Source organism: Bacillus sp. ISL-41 (assembly GCF_018613235.1).
Lineage (GTDB): Bacteria > Bacillota > Bacilli > Bacillales > Cytobacillaceae > Mesobacillus.
Window position 1 is genome coordinate 15,173 of the sequence record NZ_JAGGQP010000008.1, and the last position, 22,961, is coordinate 38,133.

The window sequence follows — 22,961 nt, forward strand, 5'->3', positions numbered from 1 at the left end:
TTGTTAAAAACATTGAAATGATAAGATTGATGTAAATTAATTTAGGGGTGATGGAATGAAGTACAGACGCTTAGGTAATACAAACCTTGATATATCTGTAATAGGAATCGGAACCTGGCAATACGGCGGTGAATGGGGAAAGGACTTCAAACAATATGAGGTTGATGCGATTCTGGATAAAGCAAACGAAAAAGGAATCAACTTCCTCGATACAGCCGAATGCTATGGGGACCATTTATCTGAAAGCCTTATTGGAGATTACCTGAGCCGGAACAAACGCGAGGACTGGATTGTGGCAACAAAATTCGGCCATCATTTCCATGGTAATTTTGAAAGGACACGTCACTGGAGTGCAAATGAAGTATTGAAACAGCTCGATGCCTCACTAAAAGCGCTAAGTACAGATTACATAGATTTATATCAGGCCCATTCATGTACCGATGAAGAATTCAATAACGACGAGTTATGGACAATGCTAGATAAGCAAGTGGAAAAAGGAAAAATCCGCAGCCTTGGGATCTCCCTGCGATCAAATGAAGAAAGTTATCAAACGGATCACGCAACAGAAGTAAACGCAGGTGCCATTCAGGTCGTATACAATCGCCTTGACCGGAAGCCAGAAGAAAAGATCTTCCCTTCCAGCCAAAATCAAAATCTAGGGGTACTTGCCAGGGTTCCGCTGGCAAGCGGTTATTTAAGCGGTAAATACAAACCAGGTGTGACCTTCAGCGCCGATGATGTTCGTTCAAAACATGACAGTGAAGAAACTTCGCTGCTACTCAAACAGGTGGAAGAGATTCAACAAAACGAAGTCCCGGAAGGTATTCCAATGGCCGCGTGGGCATTATCATGGGTCTTGAAACATCCTGCAGTAACTGCCGTCATTCCAGGCTGCAAGACACCAGAACAAGTGGAACTCAATGCAAAAGCAGCACAGCTGGCCGAGGAAAACCATCCACAGAGTATAAAATAGTCCATTTTTGCCCCGGTAATATGCCGGGGCATTTAAAATTGAACGATTAAATATCAATTATTCAATCTATAAACTAAAAACCTCTCATTCGGATTATTTTCCGGCAGGTTCATTTCACTTACCAGTTCAAACGGTGTCTGATTCTCCAAATAAAATATATAATCTTCAGATGGATAATATAGAATCAGGTCAATCTCCCTTTGATGTTTTTCAAAAGAAATCATAATGTTCTTTATTACTCTCATTAGGATTTGAACCGTGAAAGGGTTAAAGAAATAGAACTTGTTTTCATTAGGTGAAATATCGTATTCCTCTGCCAACACGCAATAAAAGTTGATCTTATCTCCTCTGTTTCGATAGTTCTTTAAGTAACTTTGTTTATTTTCTAGAGCTTCCATGTAGAATGTTTCATTCATTTCAACCCCGACTACATTTGTGTTGAAATGGTGGTTAAGATAAAAATTCAATCTCCCTTTTCCACATCCAAAGTCGACAATATGATCATGACTGCTCATATTGAATTCATTGAAAAATAACTCAAGCGCACTATATGGAGTGGGCTCATAGCGATGGTAGTGCAATGAAGTCAAAAACCCTCTTTGTTCACCAGTTGTTTTGATATTCAGCAATTTATCAAATTGTTGTTCATTCATAATGATCGTACTCCATTCATTAACACTTCGAAAAAAATTACAGCTAAGATGTTTTGGGACTCCTTGTATAACTCCTATTTAGCAGCAAAGGCATTTTAAAGATCTTTGTTTTTCCGAAGTCTTACCTCTACCATTTTTTCATAAAAGCTATCTTCCAAATCTAAGTCAAAATAATTGTAGAATTTCAAGAGATATGCAAGGCAGTCAGCCAGTTCCTTGCCTATATCCTGTTTAATTCTCTCTTTGGCGATGGCGAACGCCTCTTCCTCATCCATCCCCTCTTGTATGTTGCTCTGTGTAAGATTAAAAGCCCTCCTCAATTCCTCTGCCACTTCCGCTACTTCTGTTGTCAGAAGTAAGTAATTGTTCAAGAGTGATTCCCTGCTCTTAGCATAGTTATCGGAATTGATTTCCCAGCCCATCTCTTTTTGATAATCCCGTGTATATGATTGTAACTCTTTCATTTCCCCACCTCTTTAGGTAAAATTACCATGTTGTGCTTTCAGCATACATAAGATTATTTTAACTTATACAATTCAACATAACTATTATTTTGAGGGGAATCGTAGCTTAGGATGTTTTCAAAAAAAACGAACCAAAATAGAGCAGTGGTAACAGGCGGCAGCATTGCAGGCAAGCTGGCTGCAAGAGTACTTTCTGAGTTTTTCAAAGAAGTGATAGTAATAGAAAAAGATAAAAAAAATGATCATGTCATCAATAGAAATGGAGTGCCGCAGGGTGAACAGGGACATGTCTTGCTGAAAAGCGGCGAAGAGATCATAGAGGAACTATTCCCAGGAATCATTCAGGAATTATCTCTTAATGGGGCAAAGAAATCAGACTTCGCAGGAGACCTCCTCTGGTCGCATCACGGGACGCAAAAAACCCGATTTGCTTCCAACGTGATCATAAGCCAGCAAAGCCGACCTTTACTTGAGTGGCAGATTCAGCAAAGGCTGGAAAAAATACCGAATATCCATTTCCGATTCGGCTGCAGAGTACAAGATCTTTTATTCGATAACGATGAGATTAACCGTATGGTCTTCGAAGAGGCAGACGGAACTGTTACGGAGCTATTAGCAGATTTAGTAGTCGATGCATCTGGAGCAGCCGCACTCCATAGCCAATGGCTAAGGGACTCAGGATACGGTATTCCGCCCAAAACAGAAGTCAAAGTAAATTTATTTTATGCCAGCATGGTATATAAGGAACTCTCTCATGCACCTATGGATTGGCATAGTTTGCTCGCCTATCCCAAACCACCAGAAATTGATCGTGGAGGCATGATTTCTCCCATTGAAGGAAATCGTATGTTAGTTACCTTGATTGGCTACGGTTCGAAGGAAGTTCCTAAAGATCTAGACAGTTTTAAGGAATATGCTAAGAAGCTTGAACAACCTGAATTTTATGAAACAATTAAGAATGCAATACCACTCTCCGAGGGAATACAAGTCTACCGGTTTCCTGCCCTCCGCCGGTATCACTTTGAGAAACTAAAAGACCTCCCCTCAGGATTACTGGTAATTGGAGATGCTTTTTGTCGGATTGATCCTGTTTTTGCACAGGGGATGAGCCTTGCTGCGATGGAAGCCAAGGCATTAAGGGACCTATTAAAGAAGGGGTTAAACAAGAAACAGTTAACAAATAGCTATTATAAAAATGTCAGCAGGATTATCGATATTCCCTGGCTGATAGCCTTAACCGAAGACTTTCGTTTTCGTACCACAAGCGGAAGGAAACCAATAGTTCTTCCCATTTTGCAATGGTACGTAATGAAAGTCGTGGCGGCTTGCTCACATGATGAAAGTGTTTACTCCCAGTTCATTCAGGTCCTTCATCTAAAAGCGCATCCAATCAGCCTAGCCCGTCCCGGTATTCTTGCTAAAGTACTCTACTCACTAAGTAAACCAAAGTAAACCCCCAATTATCAGAATCGGGGGTTCCTGATCTCTCCCTTGTTTGTAAGTGAGTCGGAACCACTAAATCCTCCAAGTTTGTAAACTGTTCTCGAAAAAATTGCTTGTTTATAGACCTGTACTTGCTTGCGTATTCTTTAAGCCTTCAGGGCATTTTGCAGCACAATATATTAAATAGCTTGAACAGCAATAAATTAATTTGCACTTTATAGAAGAATTTCCCAAGTGGTATTCGGCCCTTTATGTCAAAAAGTGTGTTAGGCTTAAGAGAATGATAAATATCTAGGGTTATTCGACTTTTCTTAGTCACCCTCTTTTGGGAAGGAGAGCGAGAAATGAATGAAATCAGTGTTTTCCTAGATGACTACCGCCAGGCGCCAGAAGGTTATGTTTTGGCAGAAACTATAGATGAATGTCTCATTCTCTTGAAAAACTATGAAATTGACCACCTGTCGTTAGACCATGACCTGGAAAGCTATACCAGGAATGGCTTGATGCTAGTAAAAATAATGGTCGAGAAACAGCTATTTGCCAATCGAATCACGATACACTCTGCAAACTCTACCGGCGGTAAAGCCATGTATAATTGCTTTAAGCAAGCACAGAATGATTACCTTATGCCTCGGTCCATAAATATTTATTTGCGTCCCATGCCCCTTAATCCCTTTATTTCACCAATGCTGTCTATTTATAAAAAATAGTCAGCCTTTATATACCCATATTCTCTTGTTTAAAATGATTTGGTTTTCATTTTTATAAATTTGGTATCAAATGAGAAGACAAAATAATGGAAAATAACTTGAGGGAAAACGAATTACATCTGAAACACAAATAAGACCTTACTGGAATATTAGAGAAAGACTTCTTATCTGGTCCAGCATGACATCCTATTTGGCGCTATACCTTTCGTGCTCACTAGTTTTTCTTTTCAAGCTACTTCAAATTCATATATAGTAACGAAAAATGGGCCAAAATTCTGACCCATTTTTTCTATATATTGAGCGCCTTTTTCACTGCTCCATGGGCATGTATTTCCGTGGTGTCAAATAGGGGAACCGTTGCATCTTCCTGCTTTATCAATAGACCGATTTCTGTACAGCCGAGAATAATTCCTTCCGCCCCTTGCCCAGCAAGGTCTTCAATAATTCTCTTAAAATTTTCTCTTGAGGACGGCTGGATAAATCCAAGGCATAATTCATTGAAAATGGTATTATTTATCAAATCCCTATCATTTTCTTTTGGAATTAACACCTCAATATTTCGTGACTGTATTCTGGATTTATAAAAATCCTGTTCCATCGTATACTTGGTACCAAGCAAACCAATTTTTTTGATACCCAGTTTCTTGATTTGCGCTGCAGTCTCATCTGCTATATGAAGAATGGGTAGACTTGTTTTCTCGGAAATTTGGTTAATCACTTTATGCATCGTATTAGTACAAATCACAATAAAGTCGGCCCCGGCCTTTTCCAGTGAATAACCAGCTACACCTAATATCTGCCCCGCTTCATCCCATCTGCCCTCTGATTGGCATTTTTCGATTTCATCAAAATCAACACTGAATATAATCACCTTTGCAGAATGCAGACCTCCAAGCTGCCGTTTTACTTCCTCATTGATCAATCGGTAATATTCAGCCGAAGATTCCCAGCTCATACCACCGATCATTCCAATCGTTTTCAATTTAACCTCTCCTTTGATTTTAATTTTTATTACTATAAGTTCCATGGACAACATGAGTAAGCCTCTTTTATAGCTGAAATTTTCTTTACAGATCTATCTGGTATAGATAATAATTAACAAAACAAGTCTTTTAATAAGGAGAAAGATGTTTGAAATCATTCATAAACTTTAGAAAACAACTTTTACATAATTATATTTTTGGATCAATTTTAGCTGTTTTAGGGGTCGGAGGAATTTTCATTTACTTCACTCTATCTCTTTCTGCTATTGAATTTTCTGTTATGGCTGCTATATTGGTAATTTCTTTCTTTTTCATGTTGATTATAGAGTACTTAGCTTTTTCAAAGGACATCGAGCCAATTTTGAAGGTTTATGAGGAAGAATTTTTAAATCTTACCTCTTTGCGTCTTGCGTTTACCAGGCTGCACAGTTTCCCCATACTGACTTTCAAAAGAATAATGGTCCCACATTTAATTGGTTTATCTGCTCCAGCAGTGATTTTGGCAAGTGCTTCAATCCATATGGAGCTGTTGAGTATTCCTTATTCTTTTGTGTTTTTTGCAATGATTGGGGCAATTCTGGTAGCTGGGATGCATGGTATCATTGAATTTTTCCTTACTATTAAAGCGATTCAGCCATTGTTGAAGGAACTATCCCATACAGCAGATAAGCGGTTCAGCCAGTCACTTTCACTTGAAGGTAAAAGTGTTATTTCAATTAAGCGGAAATTCCAATTAAGTTTTCTTTATATAACCGTTTTTCCCATTTTATTATTTGGTCTAGCCACTCAAGTAAAATTGGATATATTAAGAGATTCTGTCCAAAATTATTGGAGCTGGGCGGCCATTGTTATCTTTATAGGTCTTGCTTTTGCCTATTTTGGTTCGAAATTATTATTTTTGGATATAAACCAACCTATAGTACAACTTCAGAATTCAATGAAAAATATACAGGAAGGGAGCCTAACGGCAAAAACAGATGAATTATATTCCGATGAATTCGCAGGTTTAGTGAGTGGATTCAATCATATGGTTGATGCAATCAACATCCGGGATCAACAAAACCAAATGATGTTCGAGAGCTTCCTCGAGAGTTTATCAGCTGCATTGGATGCTCGTGATCCGTATACTGCCGGGCATTCCGGAAGAGTAGCAGCGTATTCTCTTTTAATAGGAGAAAAATATGGATTATCAGAACATGAGTTGTCCCTGTTAAAAAAATCTGCGATACTGCACGATATTGGCAAAATTGGCATCTCGGATAAAATTCTGCAAAAAGACAGCAAACTAACAGATGAGGAGTTTGCCGAGATAAAAAAGCACCCTGTAGTTGGTGCAAATATCGTACGACAGGTACAAGGCTTTACCGAAATGGAGGTTGTGATCGAAGGCATTATGTATCATCACGAACGTTATGATGGTCGTGGATATCCAACAGGTATCTCTGGAACTGCAATTCCTCTTTTCGGCAGAATCATTTCTGTGGCTGATGCGTTTGATGCCATGACATCAAACAGACCTTATCGTAATGGAATGGCATTTGAAAGAGCACTAAAAATAATCGAAGATGGTATGGGTTCTCAATGGGATCCGGTATTTGCAGGCATCTTTGTAGAATTAATGAGAAAAACAGTCAAATCACAAAAAGCGATCTCTTGAGTAAATATAGTCATACGTTATTATTGGGAGCTTCGTATAATAACGATTAAAGAGCAATGTCAGGACATTGCTCTTTCTTATGCCGAGAATTAGAATCTGCCTGTATACCAGTCCCTGGCAGCCTCAACCTCACTTAATGTCAATTGATGCCCGCTGTTCTCCCAATGCATTTCCACACTGGCATTAGCGGAAGACAAAAGTGTATTCAATTCCTCTGACTCCTGAGCGGGACAAATTGGATCATTTTTGCCTGCAGCTAAAAACACCTCAGTTCCAGACAATTCGGGAAGCTCAATCCCTCTTCTAGGCACCATTGGGTGGTGGAGGATTGCTCCTTTAAGGGCATTCTCATAATGGAACAGTAAACTTGCTGCGATATTGGCACCATTTGAATAACCGACTGCCACAATGTTGCCTCGGTCGAATCCGTGTTTTTCCGATGCTTCATCCAAAAATTCATGCAATTCCTGCGTTCGGAAGATCAAGTCCTCTACATCAAAGACACCTTCAGCAAGCCTCCTGAAAAAACGCGGCATCCCATTTTCCAGAATATTCCCGCGAACACTCAACACAGATGCTTCCGGGTCAATCATATTCGCCAAAGGCAGCAGATCATTTTCATTACCACCTGTTCCATGCAGCAATAATAAAGTTGGTTTGGATGTATTACTTCCTTTTTTATAAATATGTTTCATATTAACTCTCCTTACATATTAAAATGGCCAAAAGTCACTTAAGTGAACCTTACTCTATATCTAACTCTTTTACTTCAATTGGATCTAATGATTCTTCCAGCTTTGCACGATGTTTCTCATACTGTTGCGGGAGCATGAGCCTTTCACCCATCCTATCATGAGGTTCATCAATGGCAAAGCCTGGAGGGTCAGTGGCTATCTCGAATAGGATTTCGCCGTGCTCCCTGAAATAGATCGCATTGAAATAATCCCTGTCCTGGACAGGTGTTACTCTATAACCATGGGTCTCTATAAGCTCTTTCCAAACAAGCTGATCTTTATCGTCAGCAGCTCTCCAGGCAATATGGTGTACTTTACCGATTCCCATCAATCCACGGACGCCATTACTTGATCTTAAGTCAATGATATTCCCAAGTTCTCCTGTAGATTTAAACCGGATGAAGTCCCCTTCTTCACTTACACGTTCGAAGCCCATTACATCTCCCAGCAATGTTGCTGTTTGCTGTGGATTTGAAGAAAAAAGTACAGCTCCTCCAAATCCCTTAATCGCTTCATTTCTTGAAACTCTGTTAAACTCCCAGGTATTCACCTGTCCGCCATCGCGTTCTACAAGCTCCAGCTTAAGGCCGTGCGGATCCTCGAATCGCAAGTATTGTTCGCCAAAACGGTCCAGTTTTACCCAATTAATACCGAAGGCTGTCAACCTGTTTTCCCAGAAACTAAAGGATCCTTCTGGAACTACATAGGTCGTGATCCCAACTTGGCCATCACCGATTCTCCCTTTATATGAACCTGACCATGGGAAGAACGTAATGATAGTGCCTGGTGTTCCGTCCTCATTTCCAAAATATAAATGATAGGTCTCAGGGTCATCAAAATTAACTGTTTTCTTCACTAAACGCAGGCCTAGAACACCTGCATAAAAATCAACATTTTCTTGTGGATTCCCTACGATTGCCCAAATATGATGGATACCAGCTGTTTCTTTCTTCATCATGTTGTGCACCTGCCTTCTGTATAATCCACTAATCTTTATTTAAATATATCTCGAATTCAAGATAATTGTATAAATTTAAGCTGTCTATGTCAAGAATCTGATATTAAGTATGCTTGCCAAAGGATACAGATTTTACTTTGTTTATCCATACAATTGAAGCAAATAAAAATTAATTCCTCGAATTTCTTATGTAAAAGGGTGGTTTCTATCTGCTTCAAATAGAATCAAAGGATAAAATATAGGCGCTTACCGTAACAGCAATAACTATCAGGACAGCAGCAAGCCAAAAATTGATCTCAAAAATTAATATCGTTCCCAATATTGAAATCCACATCAAGCTAAGGCTTAATACCTTATTTTTTAAGGTAATTCCATTTTTCTCACGAAAATCCTTTATATAACTCCCTAACCACTTATTTCTGATTAGCTTTTGGTAAAGTTCATCTGACGCCTTTACATAACAGGCTGCACCAAGCAGGATCAGCGGTGTGGTAGGCAAGAGTGGAACCACGATTCCGATCACTCCCAGGGTTATTGAAAGTGTCCCTATGGTGATTAATATAGCCTTTACTGCGATGTTCACCGTGTATCCCCCCCAGAGTTTTTATAAGCATTTTACAAGATGTTGTCTACTCAAACTGGCTGACAGGAATTCCAGCCTCTATATAACTTCTGATAAGCTTCCAGCCAAAGTCATACGTAAATGTCTGAAAAAAGAGATTACTAGTCTCCAAGATTTTTCCGTCGAGGACCAGCCTGGCAAGGATAATTGCCATTACCTCATGCTCCCTTATCTTTATCCTGTCGATAACTGTTAATTCCCAACTTCCCTTAATTCCTTTGACAAAATTAAAACCCTGCTCCCACCCTCTAATCGATTCATCATACCCAAAATCAGATATTTTACCATTTGTAATTTCCCTTGCCTGATATTCACCTGAAATCATCATCTTTAATTCTGGCAAGGAAGAATTTTTCCAAACAGTTAGATATTCATCAAGAAAACGATTAAATGTGTCTTCCATTTCCCCACCTCTTTAACAACAATGACAAAATTATCCTATAATATTATGATGAAAGCAAGACCTCCGTTTGAAATAGAACTAAAAAAGCTGCTCCCCAAGGAACAGCAGAATTATTTAAGAGTGATGGAATGTCTAGTATAGTAATGACTATATCTATAGAAAAATTCTACAATTGTCTCTCTTCCTTCGACGTTAAGGGTGTAAATAGTTTTGGTAGATTCCGAGACTTTATCGAAATCTATTCCATGTTCTACGGCATATTCTTCTAAATACGACTCGATTTCTTTTTTCTTAATAGTATTAGGAGTTTCCGAGAGTAATTGTTGCTGTTTTTGAACAAATGTATCAATATATGGACCTATTTCAGGTTTGCTTATACTCATATTAATGAATGATCATCCCTTTCCAATCAAATTATCCAATAATTGGCAATAAAAAAAGTCAGAAAAGGATTAATCCACATTAATCCTTTTCTGACTTATGATTTGGTTCTATGCCCATTCATTGCTATCAGATCAATATATTTAGTTATTCATTATAAAGCACGTTCTAGTTTCAAATAAGCAAGGTTAAGAATTTTAACCTTTACCCTATTGAGTATGATAGCATCTTATCATCAGTAAATCAATAGGCTAATCATTCAGGTTTAAGTATAAACAAAGTGTAGCTTTTGTCCTTATCAAAATTCCAGTCAACAAAGTAATCTGTTATTTTTGCGTTTAGGTACCTTTCATACGAACTTTGATGCTGGGTAATTACTTTCTTTTCCAGCTTCCTTTTTGCAATCTTCAGCGTTTCTTGAAACCCTAATTGAATAAATTCCTTTTCCAGGCTTATTAGTATGCCGTGGCGTGCAATAATAAGCGTTCGCTCGTTAAGCAGCTTAGAGTGGGTTTCTTCAGGAGCTTTCTGAATTTCCATGCTTAATTCGATTGTTTCTTCCTCAACCAGGTTTTTATTGTCATAAACATCGCTATTATATGGCTGGTCTTTTTCAAAAATGAATAGTAACATTCCTGATTTTTCATCTAGATTCCAGTCATAGTAAAATTCTTTTATCTTATCTTTTGTATTCAATTCAATAAAGGATTTGATTTCTTCTTCAAGAGTTTCCATCATCAAATCTCTTGTCTTTTGCACATATACACTTTGGTGATTTGTTAGGAGAGTATTCTCCATCGGGGACAAAAAATTGGTAATATAGATGGATACGAACGGCTTAGAGATGGTACAAAACACATTACCTGGCCCACGGCCAAAATTCTCTCTTAACATCTTCCCTATATATCCATTGATTTCTTTTTCAAGCATTGCTATTTCCATATTATACCTCGCTATGAAATTTACTCCTCTTTATCTCTTCCCTAATCGACTACTGACAAAACCATGAATACGTCGTACTTAATTTAGAACTAAACTGCAGATTTATGTATAAATCAATAAAGGTTTATCGTTATATTTGAAGTTGGCTTCGGGCATATTATTTTTAAGTAAAGGGGGACATGGTCTTGGGGGGCACTCATAATTCCATTAAGATGACAGCTGCAGAGATTTCATACCTTTGGACAACCTAGCTATCAGATACGATGTCTATTTGCGTTTTAAAGTATTTCCTGCAGCATATAGACGATTCTGATATAAAAGCACTGCTAACCATGCGCTTGATTTGTCGTATCAGCATGTGGGAGATTATTAAAGAATTATTTGTTCATGAGCAAATAGCGATTCCTCAGGGATTTACTGATCAAGATGTAAATCTTAAAGCTGAGAGATTGTTTTCTGGTAATCTCTATCTGAAATACATAAAAAACATGGTGGGCGGTGGTCTATCTGGTTACAGCAGGATGCTGCCAAATATATATCGTTAAGACATAAAGAGCTTTTACTCGAAGGCATTGACCTCCTCAATGGAGCTGGAAAATAAGGCTACATTGATTTTTCTGGAAAAAGGGCTTGCTACACGCCCTCCCTTCATTCCTTATCCGGATAAGGTGGAATTCATCGAAAAACAATCCTTTTTCCTTGAGGGGCTGGGCCGAAGAGGTGCATTATCTGGCACAGAAGTAACTCATCTTCACTTTAATATTGAAACAAATCAGTTAGGAGCTGCAATGTCAACAGGTTTTAGTCAGACAGCCCAAAACAAACAAGCACGGAATTATTTTATTAGAGGAAAGGAAATTGCTCTAAAACACACAAAGATATTTAGGGATTATTTAGAAAAGCATTCACTGCCGGAATTGAACCAGAAGTAACTGAATCGACCGTATTAGTTTTCTCTGATAAATTAATGATGTTTCATTTCAGCGTTATGATTTATGCTGGTATAGGCAATTATGGAGTTGCCATTTCAGAGAGTAAAAGCAGTGACCTTGTGATTGATTATTCGCGATTGAACGCAGAGATCCTTAAATATTCCGAAGACGGGATCAATATCTTGGTTGCGAATGAATGGCTTGAACAACCGCCTTTATCAGTTGACAGACAAAAACTCTCAAAAAAATAAATGCAGACAAAAGCAACCAATGGGTGTTTTTGTCTGCATATTTATTGAATGACTTATCCGATTCTTACCGTTAATAAAGCTCAGTTTCAATATGCCATAGATAACTCTTGAGTGGCAGGGATCTTTCTGTATTGAATTGGATTCCTTCAGATTCCAGCAACAATTTCTGTGTAATGAACATCTCTTCATCCCGGAAGCCAATTTCTCCTTTTGAATTGATCACCCTATGCCACGGAAGACCATATTTTTCTGACGTCGAATGGAGTATTCGGACAACTTGTCTTGCTGATCTTGGGCTTCCAGCCGCTTTTGCTATTTGTCCATATGTCATCACTTTCCCATTTGGGATGCCTTGGATGATTCTAATTACTTTATTAGTAAAATCTGTCATGATTCCACTTCCTTTCCTACAAAGGCTGTTTTCGTAGAGATTGTTGTTAAAATCCTAAAGCCGATTTCAACGTAATATATATCCATTTTGGAGGTCGGTATTAAGTTTGCATGCTCTTTTCTCATAAGAAGCGTCAACTTTACGAAGGAATATAGGTAATCCAATACAATTTTGTATTCATTAACAACAAAGTTTGAGAAAAGAGCCTCTACAAAGCAAATATATCATAAAAATCCCTGACCTTAGGCCAGGGATTTTTAACACTAAGAAGAATAAGATTTGAATTTTTTAATGATTGCCCAGCACATTAGTCCTACTAACCAGTAAATCGGAAATGAATATATGTGTTTCCAGGTAATTTCTTTATAAATCCCCATGTAGACCATGAATGGTTCTGCAACAAAAGCGAGGAAAATGGATAATACACCTGTAGCGATAAAAAACTTTTTAAATACCATACTGAATTTTTGATAGACCATCATGAAAGGGATTATCACGACGCCCACATCATATGGATACAGCTGAGGATTTAAATATGGCGTGAGCCTGACTGGATATGTCCATACCATAGCGTTACTGCCGATTGAATCCAGGAAGATGGCTGTTACGCCATAAAATAAACCAAATGCTGTATTTTCAATAAGCTTTGTTTTATCAACCTGTACCCACCAGACAATGGCCGGAACGATGGAAAGAGCCACCAGAAACCACCATTTGTAAGTAAGGAAGTTATTTTCATGCCAATATATCCTTAATACCCTATGATATTTCGCCTCAGCATCTAATAGTTCCTGGAGCGAGATGTAGTTTAAAATCATCATATACTCATTCAATTGGGATCCAATTGCACCAATCGTTGAAAAAAGCATAAAATCACACCCTTTGTATATAGAGTGTGATTTTTGCTGCTAAATATGTAAATTCAGCTAATTTTGATGTTTGATTTTTTTATAAATCTCGATAAGCTTATCCGGCTTTGCATCCGTACAGAAGGAATATACTCCCCTTGTTGTATGCAGATAAAGGAAGCCTGTCCTTCCAGACATTTTCTTAAATGTAATATCTAATATGTCACGCAGATGAAAAATGTCAGAAGCTGTGGTTATCCTGTCATGATACATTTTTATGAATTGCTCATTTTCTTCATAAATTTGTTCATTATCCTCAATCCTGCGATCCACTTTCCAGTAACTATGCGAACAAAGCATTCACAGCTTTCTCCCTTCTAATCATTTCTTTCCTTTTTATTTTACTCATGTTGTTTAACAATACCAAATATATTTAACAATAATAACAGGTTTTCATATTGAGGAGGAATTTTTTGAAATGCATCGGTGAACTATTGGATCAGGAGAAGTACTCGGTCAATGGGAGAATTGCGATTATTGAAAATAAGGCAGCCGTATTAAAGGTATTTGGGTTCAGGAATGAAAATTGGCTTGATTTATGGGATATCGATTCCCGGATTCTGACCCTGTTTTATCAATCTTATGAAGCTGAATTCGATTGGTTCATCATTGTATATGACTATCCAAACTTCTGCTCCGACAAAGATATAAAAGAAGCGATTATCTGGCATGAACTTGGTCATATTGAATACCCGGTACTAGAACAACAAATGAGCATTGAAAGTGAAATTCTATGTGACGGGCTTGCTATCAAAAATGGGTACCAGGAAGGCATTCGTAAAATACTGAACCTTACTATGAAAATGGCTAAAACACTTAACCATGAAGTTTTAACTCATGTTACTTCCGAGAGGCAAATGAAACTGCATGGCTGAAAAATAATCTGGAGACTAATAAGAATTTATATTTATGCTTATATGCTAAAAATTTCTTCATTATTTCTCATGACACCCTGATTTTAGCAGATTACACCTCTTTCCCTTGGCATTTCACAATTAGTCCATCAAACAAAGAAAAAGAAGTCCCAAAAAAACTTTTGGGACATCCTCTTTACATCAACCAGTATTCCTTAGCCCGGCAGCAACGCCGCTGATGGTTAATAAAACCTGAGTCAATAATTCATCATCCGGATCTTCATCCTTGCGAAGCTCTTTAATCAATTCCACTTGAATGAAGTTAAGCGGATCGACATATGGATTTCGTCTATGGACTGAGTCTTTGATATTTGGTGTATGGTCAAGAAGTTCTTCATCCTCTGTAATTTGCAGAAGAATATTCTTGGTCCGTTCATATTCTTCTAAAATGTTGGCAAATATACGGTCAGCAATTCCTTGATCTTCCACTAGAGACGTGTATTCCTGTGCCGTGGTAATATCCGCTTTCATCAATGCCATTTGCAGGTTATCAACAGTACTTCGGAAGAATGGCCATTCTTCATACATTTCCTGTAAGACCTTTAAATTATCCGGACTTTCCTGTGCGAAGCTCTGCAAGCCAGTTCCCGCCGCATACCAAGCAGGGAAGAGTTGTCTGCTTTGTGTCCAGGCAAATACCCATGGAATCGCACGAAGGTTCTCGAATTTGGCACTGTTTTTACGGCTCATCGGACGTGAACCGATATTCAATTCAGCAAGTTCTTTCAACGGTGTAGCCTGGTTGAAATATGTGATGAAATCAGGATCCTCGAATACTAACGACTGATATTTCTTTAAGGAAACGGCAGAAATCTGCTCGATGGCTTCAACCCATCTTTGGTCACGCAAATGGCCCTGCTCCGATTCCTTCAGTACATTCGCCGCTGCCTTCATCATTGTAGATGTTGCCTGTTCGAGACTTCTGTAGGCAATATCCTTCAACAAGTAGCGAGAAGATAAAACTTCACCCTGCTCGGTAATTTTGACTCCCTGGCCAAGTGTCTCGACTGGCTGGGAGAGCAGGCTCCTGTTCAAAGGACCGCCTCCACGGCCTAGTGAACCCCCTCTGCCATGGAAGAACTTCAGGCCGATTTGATATTTCTTCGCCATTTCATTGATCTCCAGCTGGGCTTTGTAAAGCTTCCAGTTGGCTGTTAATGTACCGCCATCTTTGCTTCCATCTGAGTATCCTAGCATGATTTCCTGCTGATCTCCCATTGTTTTCAGATGATTGCGGTAAATTGGTAGCTTAAATAATGTTTCCATAATTTTCGGCCCAGCTGTCAAATCGTCGATTGTTTCAAGCAATGGGGCGACGTTAAGGTCTGTCTCGAATGTCCCATCTGCATGAAGCCTGTAAATACCAGCCTCCTTTGCAAGGACGAGCACTTCCAGCAAGTCGCTCGCTGATTGAGTCATACTCACTAGATAAACAGAGATCGAACGCTTCCCGAATTCATTGTGCGCACGTTTGATCATCTCAAAAGCATGAAGCATTTCCTGCGTCTCTTTTGAATAATCCTCATGGAGAAGGAGCAATGAACGTGGGTCTTCAAGAATTTTGACAAGTAATTCCTGTTTATCATCTTCAGATAGTGATGGGTAATCATGAGTAATTCCGACCTTTTTAAGTATTTCAGCGATTGCTGCTTCATGTTCACCGCTGTGATTGCGGATATCCAATGTAGCAAGATGGAATCCGAACAGCTGTACTTGGCGTATCAACTTTTGCAGTGTTTTAAGTTCATGGTGCACTGGATGATGCTGATAGATGCTTCGTTTTATGATAAGAAGGTCTTCAAGCATTTCCTCTGATGATTTATAGCCGATATCTGATTTTCCAGCTTCCTTAAGCCTTTGAATGATAACAGCAAATTTACGGCGATACACTTCGCCTTCAATATTCCACTTTTGATCACCTGTTAAGTATTTTTCCTCATCTTTAATGACCGATGCCATTAACTCTTCACTGACAGCTGCTCTTGTTGTTGAATGGCTGAAGCGCTTCATCAAATCAACCAAAACAGATTTATATTTTTTAAGCACCAGACGTCTCTGTCTTTGCAATGTCTCCCATGTAATATCCGAAGTAACATTTGGATTTCCATCCCTGTCGCCTCCGATCCATGATCCAAAACGAAGGAAGTGAGGTACTTTCCACTCATGTTCTGGATAATGATCCTTAAGGCTGGTTTCTACCTCTTGATGGATTTCAGGCAGGACATCGAATAGGGTCTGGTCAAAATAATATAGTCCGTTCCTGACTTCATCAATGACAGTAGGTTTACGGTCTCTTAATTCATCAGTCTGCCACAGGACAGAAACCTCATTAAACAGGCTTTCCTCTATCCTTTCACGTTCTTTCCTGGATAAGATTGGATTGTCCAAACTTTTAAGGATATCTGCAATCCTTTTTTGGATCTCGAGGATTGAACGCTTTGTGGCTTCCGTAGGATGGGCTGTAATAATCAATTCTAAAGAAATGGTATTTAGTACATTTTGGATGATATCAGAGGTTATAAAATTGTCTTTCAATGAAAGGATGGCTGCTTCAATAGAGTCTGGCTGTGCGCTGATTTCAGACTTGAGCAGATAGTCGCGGCGCCTGCGGATCCGATGATTTTGTTCTGCTGCATTGATTAAATGAAAATATACCGAAAAAGCTCTGATGATATTTTTTCTCATCGGAACAGACAAACCTGCAATCTCCTCTTTTAAAGCAGGATATGTATCACGTTCATGTTCATTTCTGAGCGTTTTGCACATAGCTCGAATTTTTTCTACTTTTTCAAACAACTCCACTCCGCCATGATAGACAAGAATATCTCCAAGGATGTTTCCAAGCATCTTCACATCCCGGCGCAATGGCATACTGCTGTCATTCACTTCGATTCCTGATGTCATTTTGTCACCTTCCTAAAACTTGTAAGAATATTTTAAATATTAATATATCATAAAAGTACCTAGAATGTGAAATAATAAGCATATCAAATAATATTTTTCAGCAATTATTCTTTGTAAATAAGCTTAGTACAAGTGTAAGTACTCCTCAATTAATTTTCCAACTAAATGCTTTTAAGTTACACTAATATCTTATAGTAGGCTTCCCTGAAAGAAAGCCTTCAACACTTCTTTATGAAAGGTGATGTCGCCTTAATTTTGACTTTTCCTGCATATTCTAAATCGCGCTATAAAAAGCCTCGGGCTTTAATAAAGGAACCTAAATGGTGTCACCTTTATTGCGAAAACAGCTCCATTAGTTTAAAGGAATGACTTTTGCGTCACATGTCTTTTCGTAAAATTCGATTGGTCCGGCATGATCAATAATGATTTCTTTATAACCCTTTTCTTGCATGGCTTCAAGGCAAATATGCAACAGAGATTCCCCGATACCTTCAGCTCTCTTATTCTTTGCGACACCCATCGGTCAAAAAAAACGGGGTTCATGAATATCAAAGGCAGCAAAGCCAACGATTTCCCCCTTTAGATCCTCCGCGATAAAAATAGACGGATGAGGCTTCTTAAACTCATGTTGGATCGACTCAGTCCAGCGGGTACCAAACTCTTCGTTTATGAACAGAATCAACCTTTCAGCATCTTTTTTGCTAGCCATTATGATTTCCCTGCTGAGTGTATGTGGCTTTTTATAGTCTGTTACATCCAGCCACATATTCCGGGATCCTGTAGCTATATTGAGAAGGGTGTTATTCTGTTCTTGAGTCAACATTTTTTCAGTTTGGCCAGTCTTAATTAAAGCCTTCAGGACATGCCCTTCGTTTAGATAAATTTGATTATAGTTCCTCATATAAAGGATCGCTTGTTCAATCACCAGTTTCGTTGATCGACAAACCGGAAGTTTAAAATATTTCTGGAATTCATAAGAAAGGCCATCAGCACTATGCCCTAATGAATCTCTCAGAGCATCGATATCGATCCCACTTTTTTGTTTCCCCTCCTTGATGGGGAAGGAACCATCATCCAAGCAGCCGATCAAAAGATGTCCAGGCATCAGACAGGGTGTTTGTGACATTTTGCATTCCTGTTCTGCAATTCTAAAAACTTTTGCCATCTGTGTCGTTAGTTTTATTTTCGTTAGCTCCATTGATCTTCCCCCCCCTGAAAACTTCAAAAATTAATAATATTTCAATCGAGAGATCCTGTTTCTGACATTCCCATTACAGAGGAGAAAGCTTTCTGTTGTACAGAAAATTGCATTTCACTTCCAATATGTCATTAAGGTATTAAGGTTGGAGGAAACAAGACTTATGCACTAATTTTCAATTCTCCCTTTTTGCTCCTGAATGTAGAATAGCTATGAAGTGCCATGCCAAGCATGATGAGAATAATTCCGACCCAGGATAATAGTGAAGGCAGCGGCAATGACAGGATAAAAAATTCACCTGCCAAGGCAAAAAGCACCTCCATTGACTGTGTTGCTTCTACTGCAGCTAGTTTCTGCATATTACCACTTACTAAATCTGTAGCTTTAAAGAACAGTACAGTCGCAATTACTCCCGAAGTCATGGCCACTAAAAGGGACTGGAAGCTCTGGTTCACAGTAGGAACTCCCTCCGTCAGAAGACCATATAAAGCTAAGAGCAGCCAGAATGGCAGACTGGCCAGCGTCATTCCTAGGACCCGTTGATATGCATCTAACTTCCCGCTTGTGACTTCCATCATTTTTCTATTTCCCAATGGATAGGCGAAGGATGCGATTAATACCGGGATGACTCCGAGCATAACCATTTCGATTGGTATATGCCTTGCGTGTTCAAATTGCATCAGCAATATTCCAGCTAAAATGATCACGGACATCCCGAGTCCCTTAAAAGGTATTTTTGCCCTGATAAATACTAACCCTTGATTAGTCAAAGTTCTTTCATAAAACAAGGGACTGAGCAAAGCGCCGGATATGATTGTAACTTGCCATGTACCAGCAATCAGCCAGCCAGGAGAATAGGCTGCTGCATATGTAAGGGGTGCATAGAACAAGACAAAGCCAACGAAACTCCAAAGAAACCATGGAATTGGATTATGTTTAATATTCATTAATAATGGCTTCAGGTTTTTCCTGGCTGACACTATGGCCAAAAGGAATGGAACCATGAATATGTATCTCAGTGAAGCACTCCAAATCCAGCTTCCACCAGATAACTCCATTGATTGATTCAAAACAAAGGTAAAAGCAAAAAAGAAGGCCGCTAAGATGCCTAATAATATTGGTCCCATTAACTCACTCCCCCTTAAATGACAGGCCAACCTGTATTTCTTGCTGATTAACAATTAATTAGCAATATCAGCAGGCCGCCTATTGCAAGTTATTATGCATAAATATAACATAACAACAGAGAAAGAATCACCAATTTTTTCCACAAAAAAACTCTAAGGAATCAAGCCATGACGGTTAGTGATCCCGAAGAGTTTGTTGTTTGAGAGCATAAAAGAAACACCTGGCATGCCAGGTGTCCGAATCTTATTGTTCATACTGTATTTCATTTGGTTTTTCATAAGTTACATATGTGCCTGCAATAAAATCATGAATCGCTCTTTTATCCTTACGGATGCCTACCATGAATGCGCTGACGATTACACCAATCCCTAATGTAAGCACATAAACAAGTCCTGCGACAATTGTCCGCATAAGCATTGTACCGAAGCCAAGTTTGTCTCCATTGACTTTCGCGATCCTCACACCGACAATTTTCTTGCCTACTGTATATCCTGACCAAACAACAGGAACAAGAAGAGTGTAAAGCAGGTTCAGCGAGGAAGTAAAAGCATTTTCTTCCGCACTTCCTGTTACTAAGTAGCTAATGATCGAGAGTGGCACCCCGATAATTAATCCATCTAATATTGCTGCACCCAGTCTTACCCAAAAACCAGCTGGTCTGTACATTGATTTTTCCTCCTAATTGTTCAATTTTATTTTAATAAATCTGCGATTTCCTGTTCACCTGTTTGCAAAGCGTGCATCCTTGCAGTCATACCCGAATAATCTTTAATTTCGATGTCTGCACCTAGCTCTATCAGCAATTTGACTTTGTCGATTTCACCACTAAATACTGCATGAGTCATTGCTGTATAACCTGCGCTAATTTCCTGATAATTTGGATCTCCGCCCGCATCATAAAGCATGTTGATCATTGAAGCATTCCCTCTTTCAGCAGCAGTCATGAAAGGGGTCATCCCATAATCGGATTCGAAATTCGGGTCGGCATTTAGGTCCAGCAGCAATTGAACCATCTGAGCATTATCATCCATAACAGCCCAGTCCAATGCTGTGTAACCATTGTAGTCTAATTGTTGAATATCTTCCCCATTTTCTATTAAACTTTCAACCTTCTTCTGATTACCATTGATGACAGCTTCAATTAGTGGAGAAACTTCTATAGCTTCATCATAATATTCCTCTTCTGAATAGAAAGCCGTATTCACCTCATTAAAGACCATGAGACCGCCAACCATGGCCAACCCGGTAAGCATAAATGAAGCAGCCACAAAAGCTATAAGCCCCTTTGATTTACTGGAAGGAATAATGACTGAATCTGTTTCACCAAAAAAGACGCTGATTTCATTCATTCTTTTTGGAAGTGGTGGATGCGTTGATAAGATTTCTGCCAGCCAGACTACAAATCCTTTTTCCTGATTGATTTGGTCTAGGTACTCTGCCTGGTTTACCCTTCTGAATAAGATTTTCCCAATAGCCAGCATGGTAAGTCCGTTTTTTGCCGCTGCAGGATTACCTGTATAAAAGGCCGCATAGCGGTCACAAGTATATTCGCAAGCGCGCAGGTACATTTCTGCAAGTCCTGGTATCCACATTGAAGGAAGGATGAACATCATTTTGCCAAGGTGATTCCGTTTTATATGAGCCAGTTCATGGGCAAGGACAAATTGAACCTCCTCCTCAGCATTTTGTTCAATAAGGTCGAAAATCTCAGAGTAAACTACGACCATATTCCTGCCGAAAAAGCGTGTCGCAAAAGCGTTCATTATTCCGCCAGACTGCAGCACATATATATCCGGAGTCCGTTTTATTCCCATTTTGATACACAAATTTTTGACGGTTGAATGAATAAGCGGAAATTGATCACCACCTATTTTCACTGCATTGAGCCGGATCTGTCCAATCATCAAAGCATGCAGTACCAATGAAATTATCAGGAATGCTGCAATAATAATTATCCCTACAATGGATAAAGCAAATAGAATGTAAGAAGCAATACTAATACTTAATACAATCCAGAAATATTTATTCTCATTTTTATGTACCAGGTTTTTCTCGTTGAAGGCTTCCTCTGTCATTCCCAATATCTCCTTAATCACAATTAAATAGATTATAGGAGATTTTTATAAATTGGAATAGATGTTTTTTATAGGAGCAAGAACCTTATTTTACCTGTTTTCTCCGTTTCAAACTTCATATCCTTGGAAAGGTTTCCTCCACACATAACGGCCTTAATCCTTTTTAAAAAAGATTGTCCTTTTTAAAACTCCTTTTTTGCTGTCTTTTTCAGTATCTGCCTTTCTGTTTTGATATTGATCAATCAGTTCATTGAGTCGCTCAAGCTGAAATGCATAATCATAAATCGCAGATCCAATGATTATGAGACGAAGTCTATCATTCCGTTCAATGGACCTATCCTCGATGATCATTTCTAGGAATAACCCGCTTTGCTGAAGAATATGTTCCATATCAATTTCCCGGATTTTTCCCGAATATTTCAAGAGAATCATCTCATGGTATTGAATCAGTTCTTCGAATTGGTCATCAAATTCATTTGTCTCCTCCGGTTCAGGCCGGCTTTGAAAGAAATGGTCCTCGACGATATCCAAAAGTCTCAAGCCTTGATGGAGGCAGGCAAGCATTTGCTTAAACACCACCAATTCCCTCACATCAAGAGGTTTCACCTTAGATATTTTTTCTCTTTCCTCATCAAGTATTTTATAGAGTTCTTCAAGCTTGGCTACGTCCTTTCTCAGCTGACTCCATTGACCCTGGAATGTTTTCTCTGTCAGTTCATTGGATATGGCTGTTCTGATAAGCAATGACATGGTTCTAAAGCTATTGGCCATTTTTTCAGTAAAATTCTTGTTGAAATTGGGAGGTGAGACTAATAGATTAACAAGGAAAGCAGAGCCCATCCCAACAAGGACAATGACAAATTTGTTTGCTGCTGTTAAAATTCCGTTGAATTCATGTGAACTCATCATGATTAAAACAGTGATTAGCGTTAAGGATATTGAACTTTCCATTTTGAGCTTCAAGCTAATGATAATGACAATAACAGTAACTAACCCAATGACAATCGGGTTGTTTCCGAATAGATATATTGCTGCTATTGCGATGATCGCACCAAGCGTATTGGCCTGGAACTGCTCTAATACCTGTTTCCATGATCGATAAATCGATGGCTGAACCGTAAAAGTTGCTGCGATTGCAGCAAAAACCGGAGGCTCCAATCCTATCCATTTTGTTATGTATAAAGCAAGTGCAACGGACACTCCTGTCTTTAAAACTCTTGGACCTAAAGTTATCATTTAAACCACTCACTCCCTAATAAGAACGCTTATAATCTAACATAACCTTCCTGTTTGGAATAAAACATATATCAATTATACTGTTGATGGATTAGAGATTG

At 38.8% G+C, this 22,961-nt stretch carries 23 protein-coding genes and 1 pseudogene; 7 read left to right on the forward strand and 17 right to left on the reverse strand.

All coding sequences use genetic code 11. From position 1 onward, the window contains the following. The first annotated feature begins 55 nt into the window (after positions 1-55). Complete coding sequence (locus J7I80_RS03310) at positions 56-973, forward strand: aldo/keto reductase (RefSeq protein ID WP_214735986.1); 918 nt, start codon at positions 56-58, stop codon at positions 971-973. Positions 974-1,026: 53 nt separating this feature from the next. Here J7I80_RS03310 and J7I80_RS03315 read toward each other — a convergent pair whose 3' ends face one another. Then, positions 1,027-1,626, reverse strand: a complete 600-nt coding sequence (locus tag J7I80_RS03315) for a class I SAM-dependent methyltransferase (protein ID WP_214735987.1) — start codon at positions 1,624-1,626, stop codon at positions 1,027-1,029. A gap of 95 nt (positions 1,627-1,721) precedes the next feature. Then, the gene (locus J7I80_RS03320; protein ID WP_214735988.1) at positions 1,722-2,090 is read right to left on the reverse strand and encodes a MazG nucleotide pyrophosphohydrolase domain-containing protein; all 369 of its coding nucleotides are present in this window, start codon (positions 2,088-2,090) and stop codon (positions 1,722-1,724) included. A 111-nt stretch (positions 2,091-2,201) separates the two neighbouring features. Here J7I80_RS03320 and J7I80_RS03325 point away from each other — a divergent pair, with 111 nt between their 5' ends. Both J7I80_RS03325 and J7I80_RS03330 read left to right on the forward strand, forming a co-directional pair. Further along, positions 2,202-3,542: an FAD-dependent oxidoreductase gene (locus J7I80_RS03325; RefSeq protein ID WP_214735989.1), complete on the forward strand. Its 1,341-nt coding sequence runs from the start codon at positions 2,202-2,204 to the stop codon at positions 3,540-3,542. Positions 3,543-3,877: 335 nt separating this feature from the next. Further along, positions 3,878-4,243 carry a cyclic-phosphate processing receiver domain-containing protein gene (locus tag J7I80_RS03330; protein ID WP_214735990.1) on the forward strand — a complete coding sequence of 122 codons (366 nt, stop codon included), beginning with the start codon at positions 3,878-3,880 and terminating at the stop codon, positions 4,241-4,243. A gap of 289 nt (positions 4,244-4,532) precedes the next feature. On the opposite strand, the gene J7I80_RS03335 is transcribed toward J7I80_RS03330, so the two are convergent. Then, positions 4,533-5,225: an aspartate/glutamate racemase family protein gene (locus J7I80_RS03335; RefSeq protein WP_214735991.1), complete on the reverse strand. Its 693-nt coding sequence runs from the start codon at positions 5,223-5,225 to the stop codon at positions 4,533-4,535. 149 nt (positions 5,226-5,374) lie between these two features. Here J7I80_RS03335 and J7I80_RS03340 point away from each other — a divergent pair, with 149 nt between their 5' ends. Then, positions 5,375-6,883: an HD domain-containing phosphohydrolase gene (locus tag J7I80_RS03340; protein ID WP_214735992.1), complete on the forward strand. Its 1,509-nt coding sequence runs from the start codon at positions 5,375-5,377 to the stop codon at positions 6,881-6,883. An 89-nt stretch (positions 6,884-6,972) separates the two neighbouring features. Here J7I80_RS03340 and J7I80_RS03345 read toward each other — a convergent pair whose 3' ends face one another. The 5 genes from J7I80_RS03345 to J7I80_RS03365 all read right to left on the reverse strand — a co-directional run bounded on the left by J7I80_RS03345 (position 6,973) and on the right by J7I80_RS03365 (position 10,923). Then, the gene (locus J7I80_RS03345; protein ID WP_214735993.1) at positions 6,973-7,578 is read right to left on the reverse strand and encodes an alpha/beta hydrolase; all 606 of its coding nucleotides are present in this window, start codon (positions 7,576-7,578) and stop codon (positions 6,973-6,975) included. A 49-nt stretch (positions 7,579-7,627) separates the two neighbouring features. Further along, the gene (locus tag J7I80_RS03350) at positions 7,628-8,572 is read right to left on the reverse strand and encodes a ring-cleaving dioxygenase (protein ID WP_214736134.1); all 945 of its coding nucleotides are present in this window, start codon (positions 8,570-8,572) and stop codon (positions 7,628-7,630) included. Positions 8,573-8,789: 217 nt separating this feature from the next. After that, complete coding sequence (locus J7I80_RS03355) at positions 8,790-9,158, reverse strand: YbaN family protein (RefSeq protein WP_214735994.1); 369 nt, start codon at positions 9,156-9,158, stop codon at positions 8,790-8,792. Between the two features lie 46 nt (positions 9,159-9,204). Further along, complete coding sequence (locus J7I80_RS03360) at positions 9,205-9,600, reverse strand: flavoprotein (protein WP_214735995.1); 396 nt, start codon at positions 9,598-9,600, stop codon at positions 9,205-9,207. Between the two features lie 636 nt (positions 9,601-10,236). Next, entirely contained in the window at positions 10,237-10,923 is a 687-nt protein-coding gene (locus J7I80_RS03365) for a Na-translocating system protein MpsC family protein (RefSeq protein WP_214735996.1), read from the reverse strand. A 263-nt stretch (positions 10,924-11,186) separates the two neighbouring features. On the opposite strand from J7I80_RS03365, the gene J7I80_RS23210 reads away from it, so the two are divergent. Together J7I80_RS23210 and J7I80_RS23215 are read left to right on the forward strand one after the other, a co-directional pair. Beyond that, positions 11,187-11,468 carry a DUF3231 family protein gene (locus J7I80_RS23210; protein WP_251027567.1) on the forward strand — a complete coding sequence of 94 codons (282 nt, stop codon included), beginning with the start codon at positions 11,187-11,189 and terminating at the stop codon, positions 11,466-11,468. A 39-nt stretch (positions 11,469-11,507) separates the two neighbouring features. Beyond that, positions 11,508-12,106, forward strand: a pseudogene (locus J7I80_RS23215) (DUF3231 family protein). Between the two features lie 70 nt (positions 12,107-12,176). Here J7I80_RS23215 and J7I80_RS03375 read toward each other — a convergent pair. From J7I80_RS03375 to J7I80_RS03385, 3 genes are all read right to left on the reverse strand, one after another. Then, a complete protein-coding gene (locus J7I80_RS03375) occupies positions 12,177-12,497 on the reverse strand; it encodes an MGMT family protein (RefSeq protein ID WP_214735997.1) in 321 nt (106 codons plus the stop codon). Between the two features lie 263 nt (positions 12,498-12,760). Beyond that, positions 12,761-13,366 carry a CBO0543 family protein gene (locus tag J7I80_RS03380; RefSeq protein WP_214735998.1) on the reverse strand — a complete coding sequence of 202 codons (606 nt, stop codon included), beginning with the start codon at positions 13,364-13,366 and terminating at the stop codon, positions 12,761-12,763. A 57-nt stretch (positions 13,367-13,423) separates the two neighbouring features. After that, the gene (locus tag J7I80_RS03385; RefSeq protein WP_214735999.1) at positions 13,424-13,705 is read right to left on the reverse strand and encodes a hypothetical protein; all 282 of its coding nucleotides are present in this window, start codon (positions 13,703-13,705) and stop codon (positions 13,424-13,426) included. A gap of 113 nt (positions 13,706-13,818) precedes the next feature. Here J7I80_RS03385 and J7I80_RS03390 point away from each other — a divergent pair, with 113 nt between their 5' ends. Continuing rightward, a complete protein-coding gene (locus J7I80_RS03390; RefSeq protein ID WP_214736000.1) occupies positions 13,819-14,280 on the forward strand; it encodes a hypothetical protein in 462 nt (153 codons plus the stop codon). 180 nt (positions 14,281-14,460) lie between these two features. On the opposite strand, the gene ppc is transcribed toward J7I80_RS03390, so the two are convergent. From ppc to J7I80_RS03425, 6 genes are all read right to left on the reverse strand, one after another. Beyond that, positions 14,461-17,223: a phosphoenolpyruvate carboxylase gene (gene ppc, locus J7I80_RS03395; protein ID WP_214736001.1), complete on the reverse strand. Its 2,763-nt coding sequence runs from the start codon at positions 17,221-17,223 to the stop codon at positions 14,461-14,463. 523 nt (positions 17,224-17,746) lie between these two features. Next, positions 17,747-18,421 (reverse strand): Clp protease N-terminal domain-containing protein, encoded by a 675-nt coding sequence (locus tag J7I80_RS03405; protein WP_214736003.1) that lies wholly within the window; start codon positions 18,419-18,421, stop codon positions 17,747-17,749. Positions 18,422-18,582: 161 nt separating this feature from the next. Beyond that, positions 18,583-19,548 (reverse strand): DMT family transporter, encoded by a 966-nt coding sequence (locus J7I80_RS03410; RefSeq protein ID WP_214736004.1) that lies wholly within the window; start codon positions 19,546-19,548, stop codon positions 18,583-18,585. A gap of 244 nt (positions 19,549-19,792) precedes the next feature. After that, entirely contained in the window at positions 19,793-20,215 is a 423-nt protein-coding gene (locus tag J7I80_RS03415) for an RDD family protein (RefSeq protein WP_214736005.1), read from the reverse strand. A 26-nt stretch (positions 20,216-20,241) separates the two neighbouring features. Beyond that, positions 20,242-21,624, reverse strand: a complete 1,383-nt coding sequence (locus J7I80_RS03420) for a M48 family metallopeptidase (RefSeq protein WP_214736006.1) — start codon at positions 21,622-21,624, stop codon at positions 20,242-20,244. Between the two features lie 153 nt (positions 21,625-21,777). After that, positions 21,778-22,860, reverse strand: a complete 1,083-nt coding sequence (locus J7I80_RS03425) for an FUSC family protein (RefSeq protein WP_251027569.1) — start codon at positions 22,858-22,860, stop codon at positions 21,778-21,780. Between the last annotated feature and the right edge of the window lie 101 nt (positions 22,861-22,961).

Excerpts from the sequence above, each read along its gene's own strand:
- J7I80_RS03350 (WP_214736134.1), bottom strand. The coding sequence starts at position 8,572 with ATGAAGAAAGAAACAGCTGGTATCCATCATATTTGGGCAATCGTAGGG.
- J7I80_RS03315 (WP_214735987.1), bottom strand. The coding sequence starts at position 1,626 with ATGAATGAACAACAATTTGATAAATTGCTGAATATCAAAACAACTGGT.
- J7I80_RS03330 (WP_214735990.1), top strand. The coding sequence starts at position 3,878 with ATGAATGAAATCAGTGTTTTCCTAGATGACTACCGCCAGGCGCCAGAA.
- J7I80_RS03325 (WP_214735989.1), top strand. The coding sequence starts at position 2,202 with ATGTTTTCAAAAAAAACGAACCAAAATAGAGCAGTGGTAACAGGCGGC.
- J7I80_RS03375 (WP_214735997.1), bottom strand. The coding sequence starts at position 12,497 with ATGACAGATTTTACTAATAAAGTAATTAGAATCATCCAAGGCATCCCA.
- J7I80_RS03310 (WP_214735986.1), top strand. The coding sequence starts at position 56 with ATGAAGTACAGACGCTTAGGTAATACAAACCTTGATATATCTGTAATA.
- J7I80_RS03415 (WP_214736005.1), bottom strand. The coding sequence starts at position 20,215 with ATGTACAGACCAGCTGGTTTTTGGGTAAGACTGGGTGCAGCAATATTA.
- J7I80_RS03320 (WP_214735988.1), bottom strand. The coding sequence starts at position 2,090 with ATGAAAGAGTTACAATCATATACACGGGATTATCAAAAAGAGATGGGC.
- J7I80_RS03365 (WP_214735996.1), bottom strand. The coding sequence starts at position 10,923 with ATGGAAATAGCAATGCTTGAAAAAGAAATCAATGGATATATAGGGAAG.
- ppc (WP_214736001.1), bottom strand. The coding sequence starts at position 17,223 with ATGACATCAGGAATCGAAGTGAATGACAGCAGTATGCCATTGCGCCGG.
- J7I80_RS03425 (WP_251027569.1), bottom strand. The coding sequence starts at position 22,860 with ATGATAACTTTAGGTCCAAGAGTTTTAAAGACAGGAGTGTCCGTTGCA.
- J7I80_RS03410 (WP_214736004.1), bottom strand. The coding sequence starts at position 19,548 with ATGGGACCAATATTATTAGGCATCTTAGCGGCCTTCTTTTTTGCTTTT.
- J7I80_RS03360 (WP_214735995.1), bottom strand. The coding sequence starts at position 9,600 with ATGGAAGACACATTTAATCGTTTTCTTGATGAATATCTAACTGTTTGG.
- J7I80_RS23210 (WP_251027567.1), top strand. The coding sequence starts at position 11,187 with ATGTCTATTTGCGTTTTAAAGTATTTCCTGCAGCATATAGACGATTCT.
- J7I80_RS03420 (WP_214736006.1), bottom strand. The coding sequence starts at position 21,624 with ATGACAGAGGAAGCCTTCAACGAGAAAAACCTGGTACATAAAAATGAG.
- J7I80_RS03380 (WP_214735998.1), bottom strand. The coding sequence starts at position 13,366 with ATGCTTTTTTCAACGATTGGTGCAATTGGATCCCAATTGAATGAGTAT.
- J7I80_RS03345 (WP_214735993.1), bottom strand. The coding sequence starts at position 7,578 with ATGAAACATATTTATAAAAAAGGAAGTAATACATCCAAACCAACTTTA.
- J7I80_RS03405 (WP_214736003.1), bottom strand. The coding sequence starts at position 18,421 with ATGGAGCTAACGAAAATAAAACTAACGACACAGATGGCAAAAGTTTTT.
- J7I80_RS03385 (WP_214735999.1), bottom strand. The coding sequence starts at position 13,705 with ATGCTTTGTTCGCATAGTTACTGGAAAGTGGATCGCAGGATTGAGGAT.